The organism is Aeromonas sobria, from assembly GCF_000820145.1.
GTDB classification, from domain to species: Bacteria; Pseudomonadota; Gammaproteobacteria; order Enterobacterales; family Aeromonadaceae; genus Aeromonas; species Aeromonas sobria.
Window position 1 is genome coordinate 41,716 of record NZ_CDBW01000029.1, and the last position, 26,912, is coordinate 68,627.

The 26,912-nt window shown below is 58.5% G+C and carries 24 protein-coding genes; 16 read left to right on the plus strand and 8 right to left on the minus strand.

The features are described 5' to 3' along the window. The first annotated feature begins 51 nt into the window (after positions 1–51). From BN1135_RS13290 to BN1135_RS13345, 12 genes are all read left to right on the plus strand, one after another. The gene (locus BN1135_RS13290) at positions 52–1,038 is read left to right on the plus strand and encodes a Wadjet anti-phage system protein JetD domain-containing protein (protein WP_042021828.1); all 987 of its coding nucleotides are present in this window, start codon (positions 52–54) and stop codon (positions 1,036–1,038) included. A 928-nt stretch (positions 1,039–1,966) separates the two neighbouring features. Further along, positions 1,967–3,100: a hydrogenase 2 small subunit gene (gene hybO / locus BN1135_RS13295; RefSeq protein ID WP_042021830.1), complete on the plus strand. Its 1,134-nt coding sequence runs from the start codon at positions 1,967–1,969 to the stop codon at positions 3,098–3,100. Positions 3,101–3,102: 2 nt separating this feature from the next. Then, positions 3,103–4,152 (plus strand): hydrogenase 2 operon protein HybA, encoded by a 1,050-nt coding sequence (hybA, locus tag BN1135_RS13300; RefSeq protein WP_042021833.1) that lies wholly within the window; start codon positions 3,103–3,105, stop codon positions 4,150–4,152. Next, positions 4,145–5,332 (plus strand): Ni/Fe-hydrogenase cytochrome b subunit, encoded by a 1,188-nt coding sequence (gene hybB, locus BN1135_RS13305; protein ID WP_042021836.1) that lies wholly within the window; start codon positions 4,145–4,147, stop codon positions 5,330–5,332. Before hybA ends, hybB begins: the two co-directional genes overlap by 8 nt. Continuing rightward, complete coding sequence (gene hybC / locus BN1135_RS13310; protein ID WP_042021838.1) at positions 5,329–7,032, plus strand: hydrogenase 2 large subunit; 1,704 nt, start codon at positions 5,329–5,331, stop codon at positions 7,030–7,032. Before hybB ends, hybC begins: the two co-directional genes overlap by 4 nt. Beyond that, positions 7,032–7,562: a HyaD/HybD family hydrogenase maturation endopeptidase gene (locus BN1135_RS13315; RefSeq protein ID WP_042021839.1), complete on the plus strand. Its 531-nt coding sequence runs from the start codon at positions 7,032–7,034 to the stop codon at positions 7,560–7,562. The genes hybC and BN1135_RS13315 overlap by 1 nt, the downstream gene beginning before the upstream one ends. Next, the gene (gene hybE, locus BN1135_RS13320; RefSeq protein WP_042021840.1) at positions 7,544–8,071 is read left to right on the plus strand and encodes a hydrogenase-2 assembly chaperone; all 528 of its coding nucleotides are present in this window, start codon (positions 7,544–7,546) and stop codon (positions 8,069–8,071) included. The genes BN1135_RS13315 and hybE overlap by 19 nt, the downstream gene beginning before the upstream one ends. A gap of 129 nt (positions 8,072–8,200) precedes the next feature. Then, positions 8,201–9,811: an ABC transporter substrate-binding protein gene (locus BN1135_RS13325; protein WP_042021841.1), complete on the plus strand. Its 1,611-nt coding sequence runs from the start codon at positions 8,201–8,203 to the stop codon at positions 9,809–9,811. After that, complete coding sequence (locus BN1135_RS13330) at positions 9,796–10,806, plus strand: ABC transporter permease (protein ID WP_042021842.1); 1,011 nt, start codon at positions 9,796–9,798, stop codon at positions 10,804–10,806. The genes BN1135_RS13325 and BN1135_RS13330 overlap by 16 nt, the downstream gene beginning before the upstream one ends. Beyond that, complete coding sequence (locus tag BN1135_RS13335) at positions 10,796–11,611, plus strand: ABC transporter permease (protein WP_042021843.1); 816 nt, start codon at positions 10,796–10,798, stop codon at positions 11,609–11,611. The genes BN1135_RS13330 and BN1135_RS13335 overlap by 11 nt, the downstream gene beginning before the upstream one ends. Then, positions 11,605–12,393: an ATP-binding cassette domain-containing protein gene (locus tag BN1135_RS13340; protein ID WP_042021844.1), complete on the plus strand. Its 789-nt coding sequence runs from the start codon at positions 11,605–11,607 to the stop codon at positions 12,391–12,393. The genes BN1135_RS13335 and BN1135_RS13340 overlap by 7 nt, the downstream gene beginning before the upstream one ends. Continuing rightward, positions 12,393–13,037 carry an ATP-binding cassette domain-containing protein gene (locus tag BN1135_RS13345; RefSeq protein WP_042021845.1) on the plus strand — a complete coding sequence of 215 codons (645 nt, stop codon included), beginning with the start codon at positions 12,393–12,395 and terminating at the stop codon, positions 13,035–13,037. Before BN1135_RS13340 ends, BN1135_RS13345 begins: the two co-directional genes overlap by 1 nt. A gap of 21 nt (positions 13,038–13,058) precedes the next feature. On the opposite strand, the gene BN1135_RS13350 is transcribed toward BN1135_RS13345, so the two are convergent. From BN1135_RS13350 to ppnP, 5 genes are all read right to left on the minus strand, one after another. Further along, the gene (locus tag BN1135_RS13350; protein ID WP_042021846.1) at positions 13,059–13,904 is read right to left on the minus strand and encodes a DUF2927 domain-containing protein; all 846 of its coding nucleotides are present in this window, start codon (positions 13,902–13,904) and stop codon (positions 13,059–13,061) included. A gap of 26 nt (positions 13,905–13,930) precedes the next feature. Next, positions 13,931–14,434, minus strand: coding sequence for a M48 family metallopeptidase (locus BN1135_RS13355; RefSeq protein WP_042021847.1), 504 nt, complete (start codon positions 14,432–14,434; stop codon positions 13,931–13,933). A 222-nt stretch (positions 14,435–14,656) separates the two neighbouring features. Next, positions 14,657–16,027 (minus strand): L-serine ammonia-lyase, encoded by a 1,371-nt coding sequence (locus tag BN1135_RS13360; RefSeq protein WP_042021848.1) that lies wholly within the window; start codon positions 16,025–16,027, stop codon positions 14,657–14,659. 275 nt (positions 16,028–16,302) lie between these two features. Continuing rightward, positions 16,303–17,688 carry an L-serine ammonia-lyase gene (locus tag BN1135_RS13365; protein ID WP_042021850.1) on the minus strand — a complete coding sequence of 462 codons (1,386 nt, stop codon included), beginning with the start codon at positions 17,686–17,688 and terminating at the stop codon, positions 16,303–16,305. A gap of 154 nt (positions 17,689–17,842) precedes the next feature. Continuing rightward, on the minus strand, positions 17,843–18,127 hold the full coding sequence (ppnP, locus tag BN1135_RS13370) for a pyrimidine/purine nucleoside phosphorylase (RefSeq protein ID WP_042021852.1): 285 nt from the start codon (positions 18,125–18,127) through the stop codon (positions 17,843–17,845). Positions 18,128–18,397: 270 nt separating this feature from the next. Here ppnP and BN1135_RS13375 point away from each other — a divergent pair, with 270 nt between their 5' ends. Then, positions 18,398–19,639, plus strand: coding sequence for a dicarboxylate/amino acid:cation symporter (locus BN1135_RS13375; RefSeq protein ID WP_082186799.1), 1,242 nt, complete (start codon positions 18,398–18,400; stop codon positions 19,637–19,639). Between the two features lie 1,420 nt (positions 19,640–21,059). Here the strand turns inward: BN1135_RS13375 and pfkA are convergent. The 3 genes from pfkA to elyC all read right to left on the minus strand — a co-directional run bounded on the left by pfkA (position 21,060) and on the right by elyC (position 23,840). After that, a complete protein-coding gene (gene pfkA, locus BN1135_RS13380) occupies positions 21,060–22,031 on the minus strand; it encodes a 6-phosphofructokinase (protein ID WP_042021853.1) in 972 nt (323 codons plus the stop codon). Between the two features lie 147 nt (positions 22,032–22,178). Further along, a complete protein-coding gene (tpiA, locus tag BN1135_RS13385) occupies positions 22,179–22,934 on the minus strand; it encodes a triose-phosphate isomerase (protein ID WP_042021855.1) in 756 nt (251 codons plus the stop codon). 135 nt (positions 22,935–23,069) lie between these two features. Continuing rightward, positions 23,070–23,840 carry an envelope biogenesis factor ElyC gene (elyC, locus tag BN1135_RS13390; protein ID WP_042021961.1) on the minus strand — a complete coding sequence of 257 codons (771 nt, stop codon included), beginning with the start codon at positions 23,838–23,840 and terminating at the stop codon, positions 23,070–23,072. 110 nt (positions 23,841–23,950) lie between these two features. Between elyC and cmoM the strand changes: the two genes are divergently transcribed. The 3 genes from cmoM (at position 23,951) to mukE (ending at position 26,869) form a co-directional block, all read left to right on the plus strand. Then, entirely contained in the window at positions 23,951–24,727 is a 777-nt protein-coding gene (cmoM, locus tag BN1135_RS13395; RefSeq protein ID WP_042021857.1) for a tRNA uridine 5-oxyacetic acid(34) methyltransferase CmoM, read from the plus strand. 89 nt (positions 24,728–24,816) lie between these two features. Next, the gene (mukF, locus tag BN1135_RS13400; RefSeq protein ID WP_042021858.1) at positions 24,817–26,151 is read left to right on the plus strand and encodes a chromosome partition protein MukF; all 1,335 of its coding nucleotides are present in this window, start codon (positions 24,817–24,819) and stop codon (positions 26,149–26,151) included. Beyond that, positions 26,132–26,869 (plus strand): chromosome partition protein MukE, encoded by a 738-nt coding sequence (gene mukE / locus BN1135_RS13405; protein WP_042021861.1) that lies wholly within the window; start codon positions 26,132–26,134, stop codon positions 26,867–26,869. Before mukF ends, mukE begins: the two co-directional genes overlap by 20 nt. The last annotated feature ends 43 nt before the right edge of the window (positions 26,870–26,912 follow it).

Consider the following 26,912-nt stretch of genomic DNA (forward strand, 5'->3'; position numbering starts at 1 on the left):
CAGGGAAAATCACCTCTACTTCGTCATATGAAGCCGTATGGGGAGGTGAGAATGTCGCTGTTTGATGAAGTCCGGGTACAGGAATTGTGTGTCCGGCGGCTCGATAGCCAGGATGCGAAGGGTTGTTCGTTCAATAGCAAGCATGGCCACGAGTTGCAGGCCCTGCTGCAGGCGGTGGGCGGGGTAAGGCCGGTCGGTCGCAGTGCCCGTCATGTATTGACGGAGGCGGGACGCGCTTATCTGATCGGACAGTTGGCGCAGGTGCAGCCCCCCGAACCGGACAAGGGAGAGCAGTTGCAAAGCCTGGGGATAGCGTTGCCGTCACAGCTCAATCAGGCCAGCTTTCATGCGCTCTGGCACGGGGATAGCAAACATCCGCGCGTCGGGGACAACGCCAGCCCACAGTGTGCGAATATGACCTTGACGCAGGATGAGGTGATCCGTCTGCGCACGCTGGATCCGCTCTCATTGGTCGATCAGCATGGTCAACCTCAGGATATGACAGCGGTGATAACGCTACTGGGTGAGCTGGCCTTGCCTGAACGGGCGCTGGCCACCCTGGCGGCCATCTGGTGGCAAGGGCATCAGGTCATCACGGTGGAGAACAAGGGCGCCTTTGTTGACTACCCGCTCCAGCCCGGGCAACTGCTGCTGTTTGCCCCCGGGCGTAATACCACCCTTGCTAAACGGCTTATCCCGCTATTGCCGCAGGGGGTGCAGTGGGCTCACTTTGGCGATCTCGATCAACGGGGTATTGATATCGCTATCGAGCTGGCGCGCGACCTTGATCGTCCAGCGCTGCTCTGGCTACCTTGCGATCTGCGGCCCTATCTGGGTCATTACGCCCGACCTGTGGGCTCCTTCACCGCTGGCAGTGGCAAGATCCCTTGGCGTGCGCTGCCGTTGGTTGATGATGAAGGGGGAACGGAAGCGCTCCCTTGGCTGGATGTGCTGAGGAGTCAGGCTCGGTGGCTCGAGCAGGAGGTATTGATTACCGCGTCAGCTTGGCGGTGCTGGCCATTGGCAAGGTCGAGTTGAACTCATCAGGACGTCACTCATCTGCAGAATAGTGGTGATGCTATCGTTATGTCAGAGCGAACCTTCGGATGGCTACTATTATCATCTTGCCATGATGAGGGATGTATAAATATTCCAGCATGGCCATTGAATAAGAGCTTTTATCATTATCGTGGTGTGTTTATATCCATTTACGTGTTGGTTAATTACGTGAGGTGACGTTAAGGTAAATATTGTGCTGTTTAACAATGTAACTTGTATATTAACGAACAACTCATCAACAATTGCGACATTGCCAATATGTTAATAGCGCGGTGCCGACGTTTTTGGGAACGTCTTTTGAATGTGAATCACCATTCATCTTTGTGCGTAAATTTCGCCATTTGAGAAAATTTTTCCCATCGGATAAGCAGGGCGGTTGTAGGGGCTATTTTTCCATTGATAGCGTGGTAGGTGCCAACAAGGGGAGCGCAATGGGCCTGACGCAAGCCTGACCCGCTACCCGCTACCCGCCAGTGCTGCCAGTGCTGCCGGTGAAGGCGCATCAGGCAAGGGAGCCAAGCATCCAGTCTGATAGGGGGCAGCAACGTGGATGACAAAAATATGCGGCTGGGTGCATGAAGATATATCCAGCGGAGCATTTATGGCGGCGTATCCGGTTTGTGAAATTAAGAATGTACCCAAGTCGCCGCCCATATTAATTTAACCATTTGGTAAAGATTGGTCTGTTGTGCGATTAATTATTTTGCATCCAATTAAATTCATTAAATTTATGCGTTAGTTGGTATCTCTTTAGGGGTAAATGATTTTATTTGTGATGTAGCTCGCCTCGAAAATAGGGGTAAGCCTGTCGAAATTGATAGAGATCAATACTGCAGGGGGGGTGAGTCCTTAGCATTTCCGCTATTAAGCATTTACCAAACAAGTGCTCACTACGGGAATAAGAAGAATGGTCGAGGATAATTTTTTATCGGCTCATGGGATTAATCGCCGTGATTTTATGAAATTGTGTGCCGGGATGGCCGCAACCCTGGGATTAAGTCAGAATGCCGTCGCCAAGATGGCCACCGCGCTCACCAGCCCCGAGCGGCCGCCGGTGATCTGGATTGGGGCGCAGGAGTGTACCGGTTGTACCGAGTCACTGCTGCGCGCTACACACCCCACCATCGAGAACCTGATCCTCAATACCATTTCGCTGGAGTACCACGAGGTGCTCTCGGCGGCTTTTGGTCATCAGGCGGAAGAGAACAAGCACAACGCCATCAAGCGCTATAAAGGCAAGTATCTGCTAGTGGTGGATGGCTCCATTCCACTGAAAGATGGTGGCGTCTACTGCATGGTGGCCGGTGAGCCCATCGTCGACCATATTCGCCGTGCCGCCGCCGATGCGGCTGCTGTCATCGCCATCGGCTCCTGCTCCGCCTGGGGCGGTGTGCCTGCCAGCGGTAGCAACCCGACCGGCGCCGTCAGCCTGGAAGAGGCCCTCGGTAATATCGGCACCCCGATCATCAATATCCCGGGTTGCCCGCCCAATCCCCACAACTTCCTCACCACGGTTGCCTACTACATCACTTACGGCAAGCTGCCAGCGCTGGATAGCAAGAAACGTCCGCTGTTTGCCTACGAGCGTCTGATCCATGAGAACTGCGAGCGTCGTCCGCACTTCGACGCTGGCCGTTTTGCCAAGGAGTTTGGCGATGAGGGCCATCGTCAGGGCTGGTGCCTCTACCATCTGGGCTGCAAGGGGCCGGAGACCTACGGCAACTGCTCGACCCTGGAGTTCTGCGATGTGGGCGGCGGCATCTGGCCGGTCGGCATCGGCCACCCCTGCTATGGCTGCAACGAGCAGGGGGTCGGTTTTAGCAAGGGGATCTTCCAGCTCGCCAAGGTAGAGAACCCGACCCCGCGGGTGGATAAACCCGATGTGAAGATCCAGGAGGGGGGCTATACCTCGCCCACCGCGACCGGCCTGATCGGTGGCGCCCTCGGGGTGCTGGTAGGTGTGAGTCTGATGACGGTGCGTGAACTCGGTCGCCAGCAGAAGCGCCACGAAGCCGGGCAGCACCCATCACGGGAGGAGTAACCGTGAACAGACGCAATTTCCTCAAATTCGCCTCTGCCAGTGCACTGGCGGCAGGGGCTGCCGTGCCCGGCACTGCCATGGCGGCGGCAAAGAACAAACCGCCCATTCCCGGGTCGCTCGGCATGTTGTATGACTCCACACTCTGCGTCGGCTGTCAGGCCTGTGTGGCGGAGTGTCAGCGTCTCAACGGCAACCCGTCCAATCCGGAGGGAGCACAGACCTGGTCCACCAACGACAAGCTGACCCCCTACACCAACAACATCATTCAGGTGTGGAAGAGCGGCACGGGTGAGCATAAGGATCAGCTGGTGGATGGCTACGCCTACATCAAGAAGCAGTGCATGCACTGCGTCGATCCCAACTGCGTCTCGGTCTGTCCGGTGCAGGCCCTAAAAAAAGATCCCAAGACCGGCATCGTTCACTACGACCCAAGCGTCTGCACCGGCTGCCGCTACTGCATGGTGGGCTGCCCGTTCGATGTGCCCAAGTATGACTACGACAACCCGCTGGGGGCGATCCACAAGTGCGAGCTCTGCAACCAGAAAGGGCTTGAGCGGATTGATCAGGGCAAACTGCCTGGCTGTGTCGAGGTGTGCCCCACCGGCGCCGTGATTTTCGGCACCCGCGAGGAGCTGATGGCCGAGGCCAAGCGCCGCCTGCTGGCGAGCCCTGGCAGTGAATATGCCTATCCGCGCCAGACCTTCAGCGCCAACGATCCTTACCTGCACGAGGTGCCCAACTACCAGCCTTACGTCTATGGCGAGAAGGAGGGGGGCGGCACTCAGGTGCTGGTGCTGGCCGGGGTGCCCTATACCAAGCTCGACATGCCCGATCTGCCGGAGCTCTCCTCCGGTGCCCGCTCCGAGCATATCCAGCACACCCTCTACAAGGGGATGGTGCTACCCATGGTGGTGCTGACCGGCCTCTCGGTGCTGATCCGCCGCAATACCAAGAAGAACGGTCACGATCACCATCATGACGATGATCATGATCAGGGGAGTGCGCAGATCAAGGATCAGGACGCAACAAAGGGAGGCAAGGATCATGAGTAACCATAAAGCTCATCCCCTCGGCGGCAAGCTGGTCAGCTGGCCGGTGCTGGTGCTGGCACCTTTTGCCGTGCTGTGCGGCATGCTGATCCTCAAACGTCTCGTCTTCGGTCTGGGCTCGGTCACCGATCTCAACGGCGGCTATCCCTGGGGGCTGTGGATCTCCTTTGACCTGCTGATCGGCACCGGTTTCGCCTGTGGCGGCTGGGCGCTGGCCTGGGCGGTCTATGTGTTCAACCGCGGCGAGTATCACCCGCTGGTGCGGCCAGCCCTGCTGGCGAGCCTGTTCGGCTACTCGCTCGGTGGTCTCTCCATCACCATCGACGTGGGGCGTTACTGGAACCTGCCGTACTTCTACCTGCCCGGCCACTTCAACACCTCCTCGGTGCTGTTCGAGACGGCGGTCTGCATGACCATCTATATCGGGGTGATGGCGCTGGAGTTCGCGCCCGTGCTGCTGGAAAAGTTTGGCTGGAAGGCGTCACTCATTCGCCTCAACAAGATCATGTTCTTCGTGCTGGCGCTGGGGGCCCTGCTGCCCACCATGCACCAGTCCTCCATGGGCTCCCTGATGATAGTGGCGGGGGAGAAGATCCATCCGCTCTGGCAAAGCTACGAGCTGCTGCCGGTCTTCTCCTTGCTGACCGCATTCATCATGGGCTTTTCCATCGTGGTGTTTGAGGGCTCTTTGGTACAGGCGGGACTGGCGGGGCGGGGCCCCAACGAGAAGTCGCTCTTCTACAAGCTGACCCAGGTGATCGACATCTTCCTGATCCTGTTTGTGGCGCTGCGCTTTGCCGAGATCGTCATCAATGACAAGTCGGAGTACCTCTCCGATCTCAATCGCTTTTCCATCATGTTCTGGAGCGAGATTGCGCTGATGATCTTCCCGTTGCTGGTGTTCCACTGGGACAAGAGCCGCCGGGATTCGCGCATGTTGTTCCTGGGGGCCCTCAGCATGCTGCTGGGCGCAGCCCTCTGGCGACTGGATTACTCCCTGCTCGCCTTCAACCCCGGCAATGGCTACCACTACTTCCCCTCCGCGGAGGAGGTGCTGATCTCCCTGGGCTTCGTCGCCATCGAGGTGTGTGCCTATTTGCTGTTGATCCGGCTCTTGCCGGTACTGCCATCACTTGAACGTGTTCACCAAGATTATCAGGCCCGAGGGAAAGCCAACGTATGAGCCAACGTATCACCATAGACCCCATCACCCGCATTGAGGGGCACCTGCGTATCGACTGCGAGATCGAAGGCGGCATAGTCACCAAGGCCTGGTCGTCCGGCACCATGTGGCGCGGGATGGAGGAGATTGTCAAAGGGCAAGACCCACGGGATGCCTGGATGATTGTGCAGCGTATCTGCGGGGTATGTACCTCCATTCACGCCATCGCCTCGGTGCGGGCGGTGGAGAACGCCATCGGTGCCAAGGTGCCGGTCAATGCCCAGTTCATCCGCAACCTCATCATCGCGGCCCACAACATCCACGATCACATCGTCCACTTCTACCAGCTCTCGGCGCTGGACTGGGTGGATATCACGGCGGCGCTGCAGGCCAATCCGCAAAAAGCGGCGGATATCCTCAAGGGGGTCTCTACCTGGTCCCTCAACAGCGCCGAAGAGTTGACCAAGGTGCAAGATAAGATCCGCGCTTTGGTGGCCAGTGGCCAGCTCGGCATCTTTGCCAATGGCTACTGGGGCCACAAGGAGATGAAGCTGAGCCCGGAGGTAAACCTCATCGCCGTGGCCCACTACCTGCAGGCACTGGAATGCCAGCGCGATGCCAACCGCATCGTCGCCATTCTGGGTGGCAAGACCCCGCACATTCAGAACCTGGCGGTGGGCGGGGTAGCAAACCCCATCAATCTGGATGCGCCGAGTGTGCTCAACCTCGAGCGGCTGCTCTATGTGAAGAGCTTTATCGACCGGCTCGGCGAGTTTATCGAGCAGGTCTACAAGGTGGATGCCGCCATCATCGCCGCGCACTACCCCGAGTGGCTGAGTCTGGGGCAGGGGGCCAAGCACTACCTGAGCGTGCCCGAGCTCCCCACCGACGCCAACGGCGGCAGCTTCCTGATGCCGGGTGGCTATATCGAGAATGGCAATCTGGCGGGTTATCGCCCCATCGAGAGCCATCAGGATGGCTGGCTGATGGACGGCATCGCCGAGAGCAACAAGCACGCCTGGTACAAGGATGACGAGCCCCTCAAGCCGTGGGAGGGGAAAACCGAGCCCAACTACACCGGCTGGCAGGATGATGGCAAATACTCCTGGGTCAAATCCCCCACCTTCTACGGCAAGGTGGTGGAGGTGGGGCCGCTCGCAGACCTCTTGGTCAAACTGGCCGCCAAACACCCGGAGACGGTGGCGCACTTCGACCAGTTGAACGGCATTTATAAAGCGCTCACCGGCTCGGCCATCAAGACCGAACAGCTGCACTCCACCATGGGCCGCATCATTGGCCGCGCGGTGCGCTGCTGCGTGCTGAAAGATACCCTGGCGCACCAGTGGAAGGCGCTGGTGGACAACATCGGCAAGGGGGATACCACCGCCTACATCAAGGCCGAGATCCCGGCAGATAAAGAGTTTCGCGGGGTGGGCTTTGAAGAGGCGCCGCGCGGCATGCTCTCCCACTGGATCGTGATCAAGGGTGGCAAGATCGAGAACTATCAGGCGGTGGTGCCATCGACCTGGAACTCGGGCCCACGCAACTTCAATGACGAGCCCGGCCCCTATGAGCAGGCGCTGGTGGGCACCCCGGTGGCGGATCCCGCCAAACCGCTGGAAGTGGTGCGTACCATCCACTCGTTCGACCCCTGCATGTCCTGCGCGGTCCACGTGGTGGATACCCAAAATGGCGAAGTGACTCAGGTGAAGGTGCTGTGATGAACACCCTGATCCTGGGCGTGGGCAACCTCTTGCTGAGCGACGAGGCCGTCGGTGTGCGCATCGTCGAGGCGCTGGGGCGCGAATACCGTTTTGCCCCCGGCATCGAGCTGCTGGACGGCGGCACCGCCGGTATGGAGCTGCTGGAAGCCATGGCCAGTCGCGACCACATCATTCTGGCGGATGCGGTGCGCAGCGGTAATCCACCGGGCACAGTGGTGACCCTGAAAGATGAGGAGATCCCGATCCTGTTTGGCCGCAAGATCTCCCCCCATCAGCTTGGGCTGGCGGATGTGCTCTCAGCGCTGCATATGACGGGGGAGTCGCCCAAGCGGCTCACTCTGATCGGGGTCGAACCCGAATCCCTCGAACCGCGCATCGGCCTCACCCCAGTGGTGGCAGCCGCCATGGGGGAGGCGACGGATCGGATTTTGACCCTGCTGGCCAGTGTTGGCGCCCCCGCCATTGCACTCTCCGACGCCGAGCGGGCCAAACAGGAGCAGGAGGGCTTATGGCGCAGTCCCATTTAAGCGAGGCAGATGCCATGCAGGAACGCGGGCAGGAGGTTTCGGGTTTTGCCACCAATCCTGCGCCGTTACTGGTAGCCCAGTATGAGCGGATCGCCCGGGAGGAGATGCAAGGGCTGCCCTTCTATCACGCCACCATGCCCATAGTTGCGGAGTGCGTGCTGTTTGAAGAGCAGTGGCTCGGCTGCGTGCTGACCCCCTGGATGCTGAGCGTGGTGGTGTTGCCAGGGCCAGATCAACTGTGGCCGGTGCGCAGCAGCAGCGATCGGCTAGCCCTGCAGCTCCCCTGCGGCAACATGACCTTTATGGTGGGTGAACTGCCCGAGACAGGGCAGTTGCTGGCCAGCTCCCTGATGTCGCCGCTCGAACCCCATCTCGGGGCCGAGCAGGGGCGCTCACTGGTGAGCAGCACCCTCAAGATGCTGCTCTCCTTGCCGGTGCAGCAAGGGGCTGGCGGTGTGGATCTGGGGCGCAGACGGCTATTTGGTGCCCGACGTGGCCAACCGGCATAGTCGCTAGGTTTCACGCGAAATCAAGTTTAGAATAGGGGGCCACTTTGGCCCCTCACTCGCATTTACCAGCACGCATTCAACCTCTTCTTTCAGAGATAAAGAGTGAGTGGAACCATAAAAAGGATCCCCATGACGATTCCACGCAATTGCCTTCGCCATTACGTCGGCCCCAGTGCTGCCGCCCTGTTGACTCTGCTGCTGGGCACCGCCTCTCATACTGCGCTGGCCGCCGCCCAACCTGTGCCTGCCGAACTCAAGCTTGCAATCGGCGCCGAGCCCACCGAAGGGTTTGACCCTCTGCTCGGCTGGAGTCACGGCAGCTACCTGCTGCTGCACAGCCCGCTGCTTAAACAAAACGCCGATCTCGGCTGGCAGGATCTGCTCACCCAATCGGTGACCCCGAACCAGGACGGCAAGGGGTGGCGGATTACCCTCAAGCCTGATCTGAAATTCTCCAACGGCGCACCGCTCACCGCCGAAGACGTCGCCTTTACCTACAACAGCGCGGCCAAGGGCGGCGGCAAGATCGACATGGGCAACTTTGTCTCGGCCAAGGTGGTCTCGCCTACCGAGGTTGCCATCACCCTGAGCGCTCCCCAGAGCACGTTCGTTAATGTGCTGGGCTCCCTCGGTATCGTGTCGAAGAGGGATTACGACGCAAAAGCGTACGCCCAAAAACCAGTCGGCGCAGGCCCTTACCGGCTGGTGAGCTTCCTGCCCGGTCAGCAACTGGTGGTGGAGGCGAACCCCTATTACGCCGGTGGTAACAATGATTTCAAACGGCTGGTGTTTGTCTTTATCGATGAAGAGAGCGCCTATGCCGCCGCCCAGAGCAGCCAGCTCGATCTGGTGCGCATTCCCCCATCGCTGGCGCCCACCGTGCCTGCCTCCCTCAAGCTGTGGGTTCGGCCGAGCGTGGAGAACCGTGGCATCGTCTTCCCCATTCCGCCTGCCGGTCAAAAGGACGCCAAGGGTTATCCCATCGGTAACGACGTGACGGCCGATGTGGCGGTGCGCCGCGCCATCAACTACGCCATCGACCGCAAGCTGCTGGCCGATCAGCTGCTGGAAGGGCACGCCATCCCCGCTTACAGCGCGGTGGAAGGCTTGCCTTGGCTAAACAAAGCCACTGCCTTCAAGGATGGGGATGCGGCCCATGCCAACGCCCTGCTCGACGAGGCGGGCTGGAAGATGGGCAGTGACGGCATTCGCCACAAGGGCGACCTGCGCGCCGCCATTACCCTCTGGTACACCAGCGGTGACAGCACCCGCCGGGATCTGGCGGAAGCGGTGCGCGCCATGCTCAAACCCATTGGCCTTGAGGTGAGCCTCAAGTCCGGCAGCTGGGAGCAGGTAGAGCGGGAGATGCACGCCAATCCGGTGTTGATGGGGTGGGGGAGTCTGGATCCCATGGAGCTCTATCACCACTACCAGAGCGGTTCGGGCGGGGTAGAGTTCTACAACCCGGGCTACTACAGCAATCCTGTGGTGGATGGCCACCTCAAGCAGGCGCTGGATGCTCCGAACTGGCAGGCGGCCGTGCCGTTCTGGCAGCAGGTGGAGTGGGATGGCAAAACGGGTGCCGGGGTACAGGGGGATGCCGCCTGGGCCTGGCTGCTCAATGTGCAGCACACCTATCTGGCCAACAGCTGCATCGACCTTGGCAAGGGGGCGCCGGAAATTCACGGTAGTTGGTCCCTCCTCAACAACCTGCAGGATTGGCGGTGGACGTGCCGTTAAGTTCGCCCTTGAGTCATTCAGGTTATCTGTTGCTAAAAGCCCTGCTGCGTCTGGCAGGGCTGCTCTGTCTGGTCTCGGTCGCCACCTTTGTGCTGCTGAGCTACTCCCCCCTCGATCCCATCAAGGCCTATATCGGTAACGATCTGCTCCATGTGCCGCCCGAGCAGTACGCCCGCATTGCCGCCCGCTGGGGGCTGGATCAGCCGCTCTGGCTGCGTTACTGGCACTGGTTTACCCAGGTGCTGCAGGGGGATCTCGGTTACTCCATGCTCTACAACGCGCCTGTGGGTGAGGTGATAGGCCAGCGCTTTGCTGCCTCCTTCCTGCTGCTGGCGGGGGCCTGGCTGCTCTCCGGCTTTTTCGGCATTTTGCTCGGACTTTGCGCCGGTCGCTATCTCAACCGCTGGCCCGATCGCTTTATTTGCCGCTTTGCCTATCTGCTCGCCTCCCTGCCCACCTTCTGGGTTGGTCTGCTGTTGCTCGCGCTGTTTGCTGTGCACTGGCCGCTGTTGCCGGTCTGCTGCGCTTGGACGCCGGGCCTCGCTGCCGATGAGGCTGACTGGCTGATGCGATTGCGCCATCTGTTGCTGCCGGTCACCACGCTTGCGTTGCTCGGAGTGGGCAACATTGCCCTGCATACCCGAGGGCGGGTGGCCGAGGTGCTGGAGAGCGACTTTATCCGCTACGCCCGCGCCCAAGGGGATGGTGGCTGGCCCATGTTGCGCTTTCATGTGCTGCGCCACGCCCTGACCCCGGCGATCTGCCTGCAGTTTGCCTCCCTCGGTGAGTTGATTGGCGGGTCGCTGTTGGCGGAGAAAGTGTTCTCTTATCCGGGGCTCGGGCAGGCGACGGTGGATGCGGGGCTGCGGGGCGACATCCCCTTGCTGATGGGCATAGTGCTTTTTTGCACCTTGCTGGTCTTTATTGGCAACACTGTGGCCAGTTTGCTGCTGGCGCGCATCAATCGTGGCTGGGAGGGTGAGCATGCTGTTTAATCCGTTACCCTCCATAGTGCGGCTGGGTTTTGCCCTGATCGGATTGACGCTGCTGGCTGCTTACGGCTGGAGCCTCTCTCATCAGGATGTGCCGATGGATCTGCTGGCGCGCCAGCAACCCCCCTCGCTGGCCCACTGGTTTGGCACTGATCAGATGGGGCGGGATCTCTGGTTGCGGGCCTTTCAGGGCACCCTCACCAGTCTGGAGCTGGGGATCAGCACTGCGCTCTGTAGTGGCCTGCTGGCCATGGTGGCGGCAAGCCTATCGCTCATTCATCCCAGATGCGATGTGGCGGTGCGGCTGCTCATTGACGCCATGCTGGCGCTGCCCCATATGCTGCTGCTGATCCTTATCTGTTTTACCGTGGGAGGCGGCATGCGCGGGGTGATTCTGGCGGTGGCGCTGACCCACTGGCCCAAGCTGGCGCTCATTCTCTGCGCCGAGGCGCGGCGGATCGCCTGCAGCGACTACATGGTGCTGGCCCGCTGTCAGGGGATGGGGGCGCTGCGTCGCTGGCGCACCCACCTGCTGCCGGGGTTGTTGCCCCAGTGGTTTATCGGCACCTTGCTGATGTTTCCCCATGCGGTGCTGCACAGCGCGGCTTTGAGCTTTCTCGGCTTTGGTCTGGCGGCCCACGAGGCCTCCCTTGGCCTGCTGCTGGCCGATGCATTGCGTTATCTGGCCGGTGGCGGCTGGTGGCTGGCCCTCTTCCCGGGGCTGATGTTGCTGCTGTTGGTATTGCTGTTTGATCAGGCCACCCGGGCCTTGCAACAGCTGCTGTGGCACAGGAGTGAACCATGCTGAGTTTTGACCATGTGACCATAGAGGCGGCCCACTACTCCTGGTTGGGGCGGCGCAGTTGGCAGCCTTTGCTGACCGATATCAGCCTGCAACTGGCACCGGGGGAGATAGTGGCACTAGTGGGAGGGAGCGGCGAGGGCAAGAGCCTGCTGCTGCAAAGCGCCCTGACCCTGCTGCCGGACAACCTGCGGATGCGCGGCGCCATCTCCCTCGATGGCACGCCTTTGTGTGATGCCAGCCGGGCCCGTCTGCGTGGCCATACCCTCTGCTATGTGCCGCAGGGGGTGAGCGCCCTCAATCCATTGCTGACAGTGGAGCGCCAGCTTGGCCGCGCGGCCAAGCTATGTGGTCAGAACGGTTCCCGCGAGCGGCTTGGCGAGCAACTGCTGCGATACCAGTTGCCAGCCACCACGCTGGACAGATACCCGCGTCAACTCTCCGGCGGCATGGCCAAGCGCATTCTGGCCTGCACTGCGGCACTCGGCGGCGCCCGCTACATTCTGGCGGACGAAATCACCGCCTGGCTCGACGAAGGGCTGGCCTGTCTGCTGCTCAGCCAATTGCGTGAATTGGCCAATCAGGGCAGCGGCATCCTCTGGGTCACCCACGATCTGGCGCTGGCGGCGCGGTTTGCCGATCGCATTGTTGCCCTTCATCAGGGGCAGGTGAGCGACACCTTGAGCAGCCACCACCTACAACAGGGACAGGGGAGCGAGATGCTCCGTGCCCACTGGCAGGCGCTGCCGGAGTTCAACTCGCTCTTCTCTGTGCCGGAGGTTTCCTGATGTTTGAAGTACGGGATCTCACTATCGCTCAGGGGGAACGCCCCCTCTGGCAGGAGCTATCGCTGACGGTGAAAGCGGGCGAACGGCTCGGCATCTCCGCCCCGAGCGGTTATGGCAAAACCACGCTGGGGCGGGTATTGGCGGGCTGGCAACCGGTTCGGGGAAGCGGGGAAATGCGGCTGGATGGGCAGCCGGTGCCTGAACAGGTAAAAGGTTATAACCCCATCCAGCTGGTGCCCCAGCATCCGGAACTGACCTTCAATCCCTATCGCACCACAGGGCAGGCGCTGTGGGATGTGTGGCACCCCGATGACGCCATGCTGGCCCGTTTTATGGTCAAGCCTGAATGGCTTGGTCGTAAACCCGGTCAACTCTCCGGTGGTGAGCTGGCCCGCATCGCGCTGTTGCGCGCCCTCGATCCCCGCACTCGTCTGCTTATTGCAGATGAGGTGACCGCCCAGCTGGACCCGCAAATTCAGCGCCATATTTGGCAGGAGTTAATGCGCGAGTGCGAACAGCGTGGGCTTGGCATCCTGATTTTTAGTCACCAACAGGCGCTGCTGCGCCAAATTTGCCATCGGGTGCTGCGCTTCGAACCTCACTGCGAACCAGTGGCTGGGGAGATGGCAGCCACTGCTGCCTGATAGCACCGGCAGGTGAGGTATTCACTGCCCCGCCCAGCTTTTCAAACTCTGCTGCTGCACCCGGCGATTGGCTTCGCGGATCTCCCCCTTGGCGCGCAGATCCGCCAGCGCAATGGGCAGTACCGCGCGGATCTCGTCACTGCTCATCCCTGCCTTGAGGGCCGGGTGATAGGCCATCTTGAGCAGCACATAGTCGAGGCCGGTCAGAAAGCTGTCGATGCTGTTGTCATTGAAGATGGAGGGGAACACCTTGTCCGAGTCGTTGGGCAGCCCCATCACCTGGGTGAACTCCTCTACCACGCAGTCTAGAAAGCGCCCCTTGGCCCGGCTGTAGTCCACCGGAATGATGATGGTGGCACGGCTGATCTCGTGCTGCGGATTGGTGGCGAAGTTGGCAAGGCAGAGTCCCTCCTTGAGGGCAATGTTGACCGACGGGTCGTTCCCCATGGTGCGGTTGGCCCAGCTCTTCATCTTGCTGTAGTCGGTCATGATCAGGGTCAGATTGGGCTTTGCGGTTACCATGCTGATGGGGTGGCCGGTGATGCGGGCCAGATGGGCCGCCTGCACCTTCACCACGTCCGCTTGCAGCGGCTTGTCCCCCGACTCGTTGATGAGCTGCAACCGGATCGGTTGCTGCCAGCGGGCGAAGCGGGTCTGCTTGGCTTCGCCATACTCCCGCTCCATGGCGATGGCCATAAAGCTCTCGGTGAGATAGCTGTTGCTCTGCCAGCGCTCATCGGCCCGGGCGCTGTGGCCCGCGAGCAGAAGCAGCAGGGCTAGTAACCCGCGTGACGCGCGCCCCATATGGGTAATAAATAGCCTGGTGGTAAGTAGCGTGGTGCTAAAGGGAATGGCGGCAAATGACATGTTTCCTCCTTGAAACGGTTGTCAGCCTAGCGGCTGGCCTTGTCGATATCGCGCCAGGTGAGCCAGAGTCTGAGATCAAACTCCAGTTGATGATAGTCCGGCTCCATGTGCTGGCAGAGCTGATAGAAGCTCTTGTTGTGATCCTTCTCTTTGATGTGGGCCAGCTCGTGTACCACGATCATCTTCAGAAAAGGGGGCGGTGCCTCTTTGAACAGGGCGGCAATGCGGATCTCGTTCTTGGCCTTGAGCTTGTTGCCCTGGATCCGGCTGATATAGGTGTGCAGGCCGAGGGCATCCTTGATGACATTGATCTTGCCATCGAAGACCACCTTGGATAACGGCGCCGAACTCTTGAGGTAGCGGTTCTTCAGCTCCATGGTGTAGGCCAACAGCGCCTTGTCACTCTGGACCTGATGGCTATCGGGATAGCGTTTGGCCAGCATATCCCCCAGCTTGCCTGCACTGATCAGTTGTTGTACCTGGGCTTTGAGGGGATCTGGATAGCCACCCAGATAAGTCAGTTCCGCCATGTCTATTACTCGTTACATCCAAAAGAGCGCCATTGTAGTGATCGCCGGCCCGCTTGCCTACTGCTGGCCGCCTGTGGCTAGCTTCCTGACCCTGTTCGACAGGCATAAAAAAATCCGAAACCCTGCAACAGGTTTCGGATTTTTCATTGTTGGGGATCGGTCAATGGCGCCTTAACTGGCCGCCATCATCGACGATCCCGCTTTGAACAAGAGGGGAAACCCTTATTCGCAAGAGACCTGCATCACTTTGATGGCCAGACCACCACGGGACGTTTCACGGTACTTGGAGTCCATGTCCTTGCCGGTGATGTACATGGTCTCGATGACCTTGTCCAGTGATACACGTGGCTTGGAGGTACGACGCAGGGCCATGCGGGAGGCGTTGACCGCCTTCATGGCGGCAATGGCGTTACGCTCGATGCAAGGCACCTGTACCTGACCGGCAACCGGATCACACGTCAGACCCAGGTTATGCTCCATGCCGATCTCGGCGGCTTCACAGACGTGCTCCGGGCTACCGCCCATCAGCTCGGTCAGACCGGCAGCGGCCATGGAGCAGGATACGCCCACTTCACCCTGGCAACCCACTTCGGCACCGGAGATGGAAGCATTCATCTTGTAGAGAATACCGACGGCACCGGCAGCCAGATAGAAACGGGTGTACTCATCACGGCCAACCGGCTGGATGAACTTGTCGTAGTAGGCCAGCACGGCCGGGATGATGCCGGCGGCACCGTTGGTCGGTGCAGTGACCACACGGCCACCGGCCGCGTTCTCTTCACTCACGGCCAGCGCGAACATGTTGACCCAGTCAATGATGTTCATCGGATCGTTGGAGAGATTCTCGTTGGTGCTGAGCTGACGGAACAGCGGGGCAGCACGGCGGGGAACCCGCAGCGGGCCGGCCAGTACACCTTCGGTGCGGCAGCCGCGCTCGATCCCTTCACGCATGGTGTTCCAGATCTTGCCGAACTTCTTGTAGATCTCTTCCGGGGTATTGAAGCACTTCTCGTTCTCCAGCATCAGGGCGGAGATGGAGAGACCGGTCTGGCTGCTGTGGGCAATCAGTTCAGCTGCGCTCTTGAACGGATAACGGACCGACATGTCGCCGCTGTCTGCTTTGCCAAAGTTCTCTTCGTCAACGATGAAACCACCGCCGATGGAGTAATAGGTCTTGCTGTAAACCGCTTCATCTTCAATGAAAGCAGTCAGCTTCATGCCATTTTCGTGCAGCGGCAGGGCTTCGTCATGGAACACCATGGCATTGCGCGGAAAGCTGACGGTGTGGCAGTGCAGACCGATCGGCAGACGCTCGGTCTGCTCGACGCGAGAGATAAACTCGGGGATCGCATCGATATCGACGTTTTCCGGCAAGTTGCCTGCCAGACCCATGATGATAGCGGTGTCGGTGTGGTGGCCTTTACCGGTCCAGGAGAGGGAGCCGTAAACATCCACTTTGATACGGGTGATCTCGCGGATTTTGCCGCCTGCGCGCAGCTCGTCAACAAACTGCTTGGCCGCTTTCATCGGGCCAACTGTGTGGGAAGAAGAGGGGCCTACACCGATTTTGAAGATATCAAAAACGCTGATCATGTCACAATTACCTCAGGGTAGAAGGGGGCGGCATGCCCACTCACAGAAATTTGGAAGATCCATGGGACGCGCTTGTCAGCGCAGGTCACAGAACCAGATAACCGTAGTGTAACGGCTCAAGACCTAAAAAAAGTTGAAATAGATCTATTTTTGTTGAATCTGAGGCGGGATTATAAAATTAATTTTGTTGCTTATCCATTTTGTTAAGCGTTTACCCATAAAAATACCCGGCGATGCCGGGCATTTAGGAACCAAATGGAGTCAGTTTCTGTTTTTTAACATTCAGTAATGTTAACTGCCAGGCCACCGCGGGCGGTCTCCTTGTATTTGGTCTTCATGTCGTTGCCGGTCTCCCACATGGTTTTGATCACCTTATCCAGCGATACCTTGTGCTCGCCGGTGCCGCGCAGGGCGAGGCGGGCGGCATTGATCGCCTTGACTGCCCCCATGGCGTTACGCTCGATGCAGGGCACCTGTACCAGCCCGCCGATGGGATCGCAGGTGAGGCCAAGATTGTGCTCCATGCCGATCTCGGCGGCGTTCTCGACCATCGCCGGACTGCCGCCAAACAGCTCGGTGAGTGCCCCGGCGGCCATGGAGCAGGCGACCCCGACCTCACCCTGACAGCCCACTTCCGCCCCCGATAGCGAGGCGTTCTTCTTATATAAGATGCCGATGGCGGCTGCGGTGAGGAAGTAGCGTACCAGCATCTCGTCATCCACCTTGTGGACGAAACGATCGTAGTAGTGCAGTACCGCAGGAATGATCCCGGCCGCCCCATTGGTAGGGGCTGTGACCACCCGGCCACCGGCGGCGTTCTCTTCATTGACCGCGAGGGCAAACAGATCGACCCACTCCATCACCATCAGCGGATCCTTGTTGAAGTTGGTCTCGCAGCTGAGCTGGCGGAACAACCCCGGCGCGCGGCGTAGCACTTTGAGGCCGCCTGGCAGCACCCCTTCGCTTTTGCAGCCCCGCTCGACGCAGCCTTGCATCGCTTGCCAGATCTTGCGCAACCCTGTTTTTATCTGTTCATCACTGCGAAATACCCGTTCGTTAGCCAGGATCAGACCAGAAATAGAGAGGCCGCTCTCCTGGCAGTGGGCGAGCAGTTGGGCCCCGCTGTCAAACGGGTAGGGGACCGGGTGCTCGGCATCTGTTTTGATGGCTTCTTCCTTGGCGGTGGCGAAGTGGCTCTCTTCAATGATGAAGCCGCCCCCGATGGAGTAGTAGGTCTGGCTAAACAGCAGGACGTTGTCGGCGGCAAAGGCGCGCAGGGTCATGCCGTTGGTGTGCGCCGCCAGCGTCTTGCGGCGGTTGAAGATGATGGCCCCGCTGCGGGGGAAGTGGCTCGGTTGTTCACCGGCCAGTAGCAGGCTTTGTTCTTTATCCACCTTGGCCAGCAGATCCGGAATAGCATCGATATCGACCGATTCCGGTTCAAAACCGGCCAGTCCCAGAATGATCGCCTTGCCGGTCGCATGCCCTTTTCCGGTCTGGCCCAACGAGCCGTAGCACTCCACTTCGACCCGCGCAGTGTGTGGCAGCTGACCTTGCTGGCGGAGCAGCTGGACGAAGGCATAAGAGGCCCGCATAGGACCGACGGTATGGGAAGAGGAGGGGCCAATGCCGATGGAAAACAGGTCAAATACGCTGATCATGACATCAATCCGGTGATGGTTTATGTCTGTTTATTCTAGGATTTTTGCCGTAGATAGAAAGAGGGGAGATGCAGTGCTGTGACATGGACACAGATAAAGTGGTGACGGCGTGTTCATCCAGGTTGAAGGGGACTTGCCCCTTCAACCTGCGGGATCAGTCGAGAAATTCGCACAGATAGGCGGTGGGGGTTTTCACTTCCAGCTTGAAGGAGGAGTGGCCCGCGACCAGGAAGGATTCACCCTGGTGATAGGTGTGCCACTGATCTTCATCAGCCAGCTGAATGGTGAGTGCGCCCTTGATCACCGTCATCCGCTCGGGGGCGGCGGTGTTGAACAGGTAGTCACCGGCGTTCATCACCCCAACGGTAGATTTTTCGCCTTTTTGTTCGAAACCGATGGATTTTACATTTCCGTCAAAATATTCGTTAACTTTCAGCATCTTTACATCCCTGTGTGTACGTTTGTGCCGCCAAGCTAGCACAATCTTTTGCCAGTTGTCATGGGGGGATGGGCTAAAAATCACCGTGGCCGCGTTGAATCTTTACTTTTTAGCAAACTTATTAATAGTTAAGGTTAACGACTTGCTGATTTAAAACAGCTATTAAATGTGAGATAACACGTGCAAATAGGGGAATGAGCCGATGCTCATTCCCCTATTTGGTTTATTGCACTGGGAAAGTGTGAATTTTGCTACATAAAGGAACATATTGTGTTAACTAAAGGACTCATTAAAAACATCGGCTTCCAGGTTGTGGTAGCCATGGTATTGGGCGCAGTAGTCGGCGCCCTCATGGGTGAACAAGCAACTGTGTTTGCACCGCTCGGTACCCTGTTTATCCAGCTGATCAAGATGCTGGTGATCCCGCTGGTGGCGGTTGCCATCCTCTCCGGCGCGGCCAATCTGGGTGCTAGCCCGGCGGCTGGCAAGATCGGCGCAGCCACCCTGGCCTTCTTCCTCGGCACGTCAGCACTGGCTGTGCTGCTGGCGCTGGTGATGGGGCAGATCTTCAAACCCGGTGTCGGGGTCGATTTCGGTTCAGCCTCCGCCATGTTTAGTGGTGACTACGCCGATAAAGGGGCGTTGCCGGATGCGGTTGCCACCCTGCTTGGCATGATCCCCACCAACGTGTTCCAGTCGCTTAACGAGGCGAACATCCTGCAGATCCTGGTGTTCTGTATGTTCCTCGGCATTGCGCTGGCCAAGCAGCCGCGCGAACGCGCCAAGCCACTGGTCGATGGGCTCAATACCCTGGTGGATGCCTTCGTCTGGATGATCAACAAGGTGATGATCATCGCGCCGCTCGGGGTGTTTGGTCTGATGGCTGAAGCCATCGGTACCTATGGCTTCGACGTGCTGACGCTGGTGCTCAAGTTGTTCGTGGTCTACGTGGCTGCCATCCTGATCTTCGGCTTTGTGGTCTATCCGCTGCTGGTGATGGCGTTTTCCAATACGCCGGTGATGAAGTACCTCTCAGCCATGAAGAAGCCGCAGATCGTGGCCTTCTCCACCGCCTCCTCCATGGCGACCCTGCCGGTCAACATGGAGACCTGTGAGCATGATCTGAAAGTGACCAACGCGACCGCCTCCTTTGTGCTGCCGCTGGGTGCCACCATCAACATGAGCGGTAACGCCATCTATTACGGTCTGGTCGCCATCTTCTTTGCGCAGGTTTACAACATCGACCTGAGTGTCGGTGCCTGGGCTGCCATCATAGTGACCTCCACCCTGGGGGCGATCGGTCAGGCCGGTGTGCCGGGCCCCAGCTTCCTGGTGGTTGCCGTGCTGCTGGCGGCCGGGATCCCCATTGAAGGGCTGCCGCTGCTGTTTGCGCTGGATCGTCTGTTTGACATGATCCGCACCTCCCTCAATATCACCGGTGATGCGGCCTGTGCTGTCATTGTTGACCGCTTTAGCCCGGAATATGACCCACAGCGTTGGAACAAGGCATGACAGCGTTGAGTTGAACTAAAACAGCGCTGAGATAAACAGCTTTGAGCTGAAACTGTGTGACGCGAGCCCCTGCCATGATGGTGGGGGCTTTTTTATATCTGCCGGACAGGTATCAGGGGGAAAGTGTGAGCAAGGTGCTGCTGGCGGTTTGCGCTGCAGTGAATGGGTATCTCTGGCTGGGGAACAATGTCGAGTGTAGAGACGGTCAACCTGTAGCTGCGGCTGGGGGGTTGAATGGCGGGCAACAAAAAGGGGAGCTTGGCTCCCCTCGGATATGATCTGCTGCTGGTTAAATTCCATCAGGCCAAACAGAGTGTGGTTAAACCATCCTGGTTACACCCTTGTGGCGAAAGAAACAGCGTCAACGTACAGAAATCATATCTATGTTGGCTATCACGACAGTGCTGCTGAAAAACGCCAGTTAGTGGCGATGAAACAGGCATGCCTGACAGGGATGTTCCGGATTGATGTCTCTCTATCCGGCTCAGAACTGTGACAGTGAGGGCAGAGAGACAGCAACCAGGGTAAAAAACACCGTAAAGACGGCAGTAACAACAAATTCTTTCATTTTCTTCTACCCAGATTGTTGGTTGATGCAGTCAAGATACCATAACCAGCCCTTAAAACAAGCGTATTATTGTTTAAATGGGTGTTTTGGTAGCTGCCGAAAGCGAACGGTCTGTTTTTGTCATCTTGCGATGTTTTTATCTACTGTTTGGCTTGGTGGCGTTTTTTCAATCAACTGGTTTGGATAAATGTATTATAAATCAGTATTTTATGTTTTTGATGAGGATGCTTTGAATGGGGTTTATGTGGCTCCATCTATATTTTTGGTAAATTAACACAGCTATTATGGCGCTGGATGGGTGATGAAAACTGTCGCAATCATGCGGTTGACCATTTCTGGCGAAGATAACCCCGCCAAAAAAAGTAACCACTGGTAATGATGACCGCAAATCGGGGGCTGCTTGCACGACATGCCTCTGGTTGAGCCGCCAAGTCACTGTAATCCCGCTGTCATATGGACGATGGGTGGTGGACAGTCAGCTATCGCGCATTGAGAGGTCTATGTGATCGTCAACCATCAAGAGGGGCCGCCGGAGCCCGTCGTCATTGATATGGGTTGGATGCTGGGGGATAGTTGCGGCGGATGTGTGTGTTGTAACTGCAGCGGCATGCCCATATTCCCTGATTGGGCCAAGGGGGAGAGCAGAGACAATGCAGGGGAGGATGAGCGCGCTTCCCGTGCGCAGGGTTGCGAAATAGGAGCAGGATGATGGCGGCACGTTGCCAGAGAGGCCGTTAGCCGTTCCGGGCGATGGATGAGCAGCCATGCTGGCGCTATGGCTGGTTGCTTCAAATAGAAAAAACCCTCCAGCGGAGGGTTTTTGCATTACCAAGCTATCTAAACGGCAGTCGCTTAGAACAGGGTGGTAGAGAGATCGTAGAGTTCCTGATTGAACGGACGCTTCAGATTCTCGATGCAGTCGATGATGTCGTGATGCACCATGACGTTACCCTGAATACCGACGCAGCGACCACCCTGGCCAGCCAGCAGTTGCTCAACAGCGAAGGCGCCCATACGGCTGGACATGATGCGATCGCGCGCAGTCGGGGCCCCGCCACGCTGGATATGGCCCAGAATGGTGGCGCGGGTTTCACGCCCGGTCAGCGCTTCAATGTCCTTGGCCAGTACATTGACGTCGGTGACGTGCTCACAGATGGTGATGATGGCGTGACGCTTGCCTTTGGCTTCGCCTTCCTTGATCTGTTGCAGCAGCTTCTCTTTGTCGAAGGCCACTTCCGGCACGATCACGTACTCGGCACCACCAGCAACGGCCGCAGACATGGCCAGATCGCCACAGTGGCGACCCATGATCTCGACCACTGAGATGCGGTGGTGGGAGCTGCAGGTGTCGCGCAGACGGTCGATGGCGTCAACAACCACGTTCAGTGCAGTATCAAAGCCGATGGTGAAGTCGGTACCGGCGATGTCGTTGTCGATGGTGCCCGGCAGGCCGATGCAGGGGAAACCCTCTTCGGTCAGCTTTTTGGCACCCATGTAGGAGCCGTCACCGCCAATTACCACCAGCGCATCGATGCCATGCTTTTTCAGGTTCTGGATAGCTTCGGCACGTACCGCCGGATCTTTAAAGGCAGGGAAACGGGCAGAACCGAGGAAAGTACCACCACGGTTTACCACGTCGGAGACGCTGTGGCGCTCCAGCTTGACGATGCGATCCTGGTGCAGGCCGAGGTAGCCATCATAAATACCGTAAACTTCCAGGCCATGATGCAAACCGGCGCGAACCACGGCGCGAATAGCTGCGTTCATACCCGGTGCGTCGCCACCACTGGTCAAAACACCAATACGTTTGATTTGTTTGGTCATGAGTGCCTCTGGATCTGAGTTGTCAAATACGAATGTTGAAATAGACAAGCCACTTTTACTATATCGGCTTTCCTATGGAATGCGGGGTGACCATAGGAAAAGCGATATAGAGAGGGGACGTGCCCCTCTCTTATTAGTAATCGAGGATTACTGGGCTGCGCCCGCGATGATCTGGGAGAAGTCGTCCACTTTCAGGGACGCACCACCGACCAGGCCACCGTCGATGTCCGGCTGACCGAACAGGTCGGCAGCAGTGGCACCAGTGACGGAACCGCCGTACAGAACCTGTACTTTAGCAGCGATAGCAGCGTCAAAACCGGCCAGATACTGACGGATGTGCGCGTGAACGGACTGAGCGATCTCCGGAGTGGCAGTCTTGCCAGTACCGATGGCCCATACCGGCTCATAGGCAACAACGGCGTTGCTGAAAGAGGCGATGCCGCAACGGTCGATAACGGCTTTCAGCTGGGTCTCAACCACGTTCTTGGTCACACCGGCTTCGAACTGCTCCAGAGTTTCACCGATGCACAGAACCGGCACCAGGCCACCTTTCTGGATCGCTTCGTACTTGGCAGCAACCACGTCGTCGGTCTCTGCGTGCAGGGTACGACGCTCGCTGTGGCCGACCAGGGAGTAGGTGCAACCGAACGCTTTCAGCATGGAGGGGGCGTTTTCGCCGGTGAAGGCGCCAGACTCGTGAAGGTCAGCGTTCTGGGCACCGTAAGCAATTTTGCTGTCAGCGGTCAGCTGCTCAACCAGACCCAAAAAGATAACCGGCGGGCAGACGGCGACTTGCACAGAAGGATGAGCGGCAGCAGCCGGGGTCAGTCCTTTGATCAGAGCTTCAACAGAAGCTTTGGTGCCGTTCAGTTTCCAGTTACCCATTACCAGGTGCTGTCTCATCTTGTATATCTCCTAGGCATTTGATTGCGCGACATTATATGAATTGAACCGAGCCCAAGATAGCTGACCCGGCGGCAAATGACGTAATTTTTTTTCGCTTTCCTGATCCAAATCAGAAATGAAACGCTTGATCGCTCATTCGTTAACCTGCTCCCGCAAGCGGGCCCACCATACTCCAATCCATTCGTGGATGGCAGCCTCGGAATACATCAGATAACGCCCTTTGGGTAAATAGCTGTAGAGCGGCTGTGCTACCTGGCTCTGCTTGGCGGTGTAGTCGGTGGGGGCTGGCACGGCATTGAGTCCCTGGCTCTCATAAAGTGCCATGGCGCGGGGCAGGTGAGTGGCTGAACTCACCAGTGCCACCTCTTTGCCCTTGAGATGGGCACTGATGCTGACCGCTTCGTCATGGGTGTCTTTGTTGTTTTCAAACAACGTCATTCGCGCGCGGGGGATGCCGAGGCTCATCGCCATCCGGGCGTTGACCTCGGCGTTGGAGAGGGGATCCCCTGATACATAACCCGAAAAGATTAGCTCGGCTTGCGGATAGGCCTGGGCGAGGCGTACCCCTTCGAGGGTGCGGGCCAGGGCGATATTATTCTGCCAGGAGCGCTCGGGCACCGCCGGATCGCTGACATGGCCGTTGCCAAGCACCACGATCGCCTCGATCTTGGGATGCTGGCTCACCTCGAACGGTGGGAAGGTCTGCTCCAGCCCTCTGGCCAGTTCATAGCTCACCGGTCGCATCCCCATCAGGGTGACAATCAGCAGTGACAAGGTGGCCAGCAGCTTGCCGGTTTTTTGGAAACGGGTGAACCAGAGCAGCAGCAGGGCGACAAGCAGCAGGGAGAGAGAGAAGGGGAGTGGCATCAGCAGTTGGCCTAGCCACTTCTTGACCACAAACAGGTTGAGCTCAAACACGAGTCACACTTCCTTGAGTTTTCAGCAAATTCGGGATGTGACAGAATACCCTTCTTTTTCGTCATGCCCAATGCAGCGGCTAAAGTTGAGTGTTTTTGAAGCAAGATCAAAGTTTTGACGGCCGCACCGACAAGTTCGCCCGTAACATTTATGACTCCACCAAGGGGCGCATTCGCACCACCATCGTCTGGAGTGACATCGAAGCCTGCCTGGCCCGGCTTGGCAATCGACCGCTGCGCATCCTCGATGCGGGGGGCGGTTTTGGCTATTTTGCCCAGAAGTTGGCGGCCATGGGCCATCAGGTGGAGCTGTGCGATCTCTCTGCCGACATGCTTGAGCTGGCGCGCAGCCAGATCGCCGAAAAGGGGCTGCAAGACAGAATTCGTCTCATCCATTGCCCCATTCAGGATCTCAAGGCCCATGTGACCGGCACCTTTGATCTGGTGCTCTGCCATGCGGTGCTGGAGTGGCTCGCTGAGCCGCGCCAGACCCTGCTAGGTCTGTTCCCTTTCGTCAAGGCAGGGGGCATACTGTCGCTGCTTTTTTACAACCGCCATGGCTTGCTGTTTCAGAGTCTGGTGGTGGGCAATTTTGACTATGTGCGACTCGGCCTGCGCAAGAAGCGTCAACTTCCGTTGACCCCCACCAATCCCCAGTTGCCGGAGCAGGTCTATGACTGGATCGGGCGAGGGGGGCTCAAGATCATCGGCAAGACCGGGGTGCGGGTGATCCACGACTATATGCGCAACCGGCAGGATCAGAGCGAGAAGTTCGACGATCTGCTGGCCATGGAGCAGCAATATTGCCGTCAGGAGCCGTTTGTCGGACTGGGGCGCTATATCCATGTGATGGCGCAGAAACCGGCCAGCTGATGCCCTGAATAATGTGATTTTTTTGATGCTACCGGATGTAGCCGCGTGCAAGTTTGTGCGCTCAATTACAACAACGAGATGACAACGTCATGATGAGTACATCCCGTGCCCTGCCCGAGCGTTCTTTGCCGGAGATAGTAGGGTGGGTCAGGCAGGAGGGGTTGGCGCTGAGCCTGCCTACCGACCGGCTGGCCTTTCTGATTGCAATCAAGACACTGTCCGAAGATGAGTCGGACTTGTCGGAAGCGGCGCTGCACGATGCCTTTGGCTACGTCAGCAACGCCTTTGGCCAGATGGACGAGACCCTCACCGGTCGCGCCAACAATGCCATCAACGACCTTATTCGTCAGCAGATGCTGTCTCGCTTCAATACCGACATGGTGGCGGGGGAAAGCCTCTATCGCCTGTCGCGCCTTGGGGTCAGCATCGTTGACTTCTTTCTCGATCAGCGACCGGTTGACTCCATCAAGCTCTCCATTTTGCTCGAGCACTTGGCGGCCGAGCTCGATACCGCCCGCAAGGCGGCGCTTGAGACCAACACCCGCGAGCAGTGGGATGCCGAGGTGCTGCCACGGCTCACCTTCTCGCTGGAAGAGACCCTGGGGCGCATCGATCTGACCCAGCGCGCCATGGATGAGCAGCAAAATCAGGTCAAGAGCGAGATCGCGGCCCTGCTGACCCAGAACTGGGTCGATGCCATTCACAGCTGCGAAAAACTGCTGCACGAGACCGGCCAGACCCTGCGCGAACTGCAAGATACCCTGGACGCCGCCGGTCACCGCCTGCAGGCGGGGCTGCTCAACATTCAGGAAGCGGCGCAAGGGCGCGACGATCTGTTCCACGTCGAGGAGTTGACTCACGCTTTGCAGGGGCGCCTTGACGTCATCACCAGCTGGGGCCAGCAGTGCATCGAGCTCTGGTCCCGTTACGATCGCCACGTCCACAAATTTATCCGCAACGCCATCGACATGGATAAGAACCGCGCCTTCAGCCAGCGGCTGCGCGACTCCATCCGCAATTTCGAGCAGCATAACTGGCTGCTGCGTATCGCCGAGGAGCCCCGTCTGCTGGAGCTGCGCGACGAAACCATCGCCATTCACGATGAGGAGGTGACCGGCGAGGTGCCCCTCGAGATGGAGTACATGGAGATGGTGGATATCAACCAGGAGCTGGCGGAGCGCATCGAGCGTTATCTGGCCCGCTATCCCGAGCAGGGCCAGCAGCTGGATGTGGCCGATGTGCTGCGGGAATACCTGCTGGACTACCCGGCTCACGCCCATTTCGATGTGGCGCGCCTTCTGATCGACCAGGCCGTGCGCCTGGGCCATGCCAGCGGCGAGCGCGATCTGCACCGCCAACCCGCATGGAAACCCATTAACCAAGCTGGATCCAAGGTTCAGGCCTATGTCATTGATCAATACTGAGTTTCCCTTGCCGCTGCGACTTGCAGAGGCGATTGCCAACCCCTTGTTTCCGCGCATCGACACCGCCTTGCGCTCCGGCCGTCACATCACGGCCGACGATTTCGAACCCCATTCGGCACTGGTGGAGTACCACAACGAGCTGGAGATCTTCTACGGCCGTTATCAGGTTGAACTGATCAAGGCGCCGGAAGGCTTCTTCTACCTGCGCCCGCGCCCCAGCGCCGATATCGGCACCACGGTTTTGTCTGAGCTCGATATGCTGGTGGGCAAGGTGCTCTGCTACCTCTATCTGAGCCCGGATCGCCTCGCCTCGGAAGGGGTGTTCGCCATGGGCGAACTGCAAGAAGAGGTGCTGAGCCTGGCTGACGAGAAGCAGCTGCTGCGGATGGTCAACAGCCGCTCTGGCGGTACCGATCTCGACAAGAAGAAGCTGCTCGAAAAAATCCGTACCTCCATGCGCCGTCTGCGTCGCCTCGGCATGATCACCGCCCTTGGCAACAGCGACAAATTCCGGGTCAACGAATCGGTGTTCCGCTTTGCCGCGGATGTGCGCTCCGACGAAGATCCGCGCGCCGTGCAGCTGCGAATGATCCAGGAAGGGGAAGCCATCTTCCACGACGACGAGATGCCGAGCAGCGATTCGCTGTTTGACGATATCGAAGCGGATCTTGATGAAGAACAGCTTGAACTGGAGGTGGAAGATGACCTGCAGCGTTAAAAATCAGGCCCTGATGGAGATGATTGGTTTGATGGCGCCCAAT

Bases quoted from the DNA above. Each gene is read 5' to 3' on its own strand.
- BN1135_RS13290 (WP_042021828.1), top strand. From the start codon at position 52: ATGTCGCTGTTTGATGAAGTCCGGGTACAGGAATTGTGTGTCCGGCGG.
- hybO (WP_042021830.1), top strand. From the start codon at position 1,967: ATGGTCGAGGATAATTTTTTATCGGCTCATGGGATTAATCGCCGTGAT.
- hybB (WP_042021836.1), top strand. From the start codon at position 4,145: ATGAGTAACCATAAAGCTCATCCCCTCGGCGGCAAGCTGGTCAGCTGG.
- hybC (WP_042021838.1), top strand. From the start codon at position 5,329: ATGAGCCAACGTATCACCATAGACCCCATCACCCGCATTGAGGGGCAC.
- BN1135_RS13315 (WP_042021839.1), top strand. From the start codon at position 7,032: ATGAACACCCTGATCCTGGGCGTGGGCAACCTCTTGCTGAGCGACGAG.
- hybE (WP_042021840.1), top strand. From the start codon at position 7,544: ATGGCGCAGTCCCATTTAAGCGAGGCAGATGCCATGCAGGAACGCGGG.
- BN1135_RS13325 (WP_042021841.1), top strand. From the start codon at position 8,201: ATGACGATTCCACGCAATTGCCTTCGCCATTACGTCGGCCCCAGTGCT.
- BN1135_RS13335 (WP_042021843.1), top strand. From the start codon at position 10,796: ATGCTGTTTAATCCGTTACCCTCCATAGTGCGGCTGGGTTTTGCCCTG.
- BN1135_RS13340 (WP_042021844.1), top strand. From the start codon at position 11,605: ATGCTGAGTTTTGACCATGTGACCATAGAGGCGGCCCACTACTCCTGG.
- BN1135_RS13345 (WP_042021845.1), top strand. From the start codon at position 12,393: ATGTTTGAAGTACGGGATCTCACTATCGCTCAGGGGGAACGCCCCCTC.
- BN1135_RS13350 (WP_042021846.1), bottom strand. From the start codon at position 13,904: ATGTCATTTGCCGCCATTCCCTTTAGCACCACGCTACTTACCACCAGG.
- BN1135_RS13355 (WP_042021847.1), bottom strand. From the start codon at position 14,434: ATGGCGGAACTGACTTATCTGGGTGGCTATCCAGATCCCCTCAAAGCC.
- BN1135_RS13360 (WP_042021848.1), bottom strand. From the start codon at position 16,027: ATGATCAGCGTTTTTGATATCTTCAAAATCGGTGTAGGCCCCTCTTCT.
- BN1135_RS13365 (WP_042021850.1), bottom strand. From the start codon at position 17,688: ATGATCAGCGTATTTGACCTGTTTTCCATCGGCATTGGCCCCTCCTCT.
- ppnP (WP_042021852.1), bottom strand. From the start codon at position 18,127: ATGCTGAAAGTTAACGAATATTTTGACGGAAATGTAAAATCCATCGGT.
- pfkA (WP_042021853.1), bottom strand. From the start codon at position 22,031: ATGACCAAACAAATCAAACGTATTGGTGTTTTGACCAGTGGTGGCGAC.
- tpiA (WP_042021855.1), bottom strand. From the start codon at position 22,934: ATGAGACAGCACCTGGTAATGGGTAACTGGAAACTGAACGGCACCAAA.
- mukF (WP_042021858.1), top strand. From the start codon at position 24,817: ATGATGAGTACATCCCGTGCCCTGCCCGAGCGTTCTTTGCCGGAGATA.
- mukE (WP_042021861.1), top strand. From the start codon at position 26,132: ATGTCATTGATCAATACTGAGTTTCCCTTGCCGCTGCGACTTGCAGAG.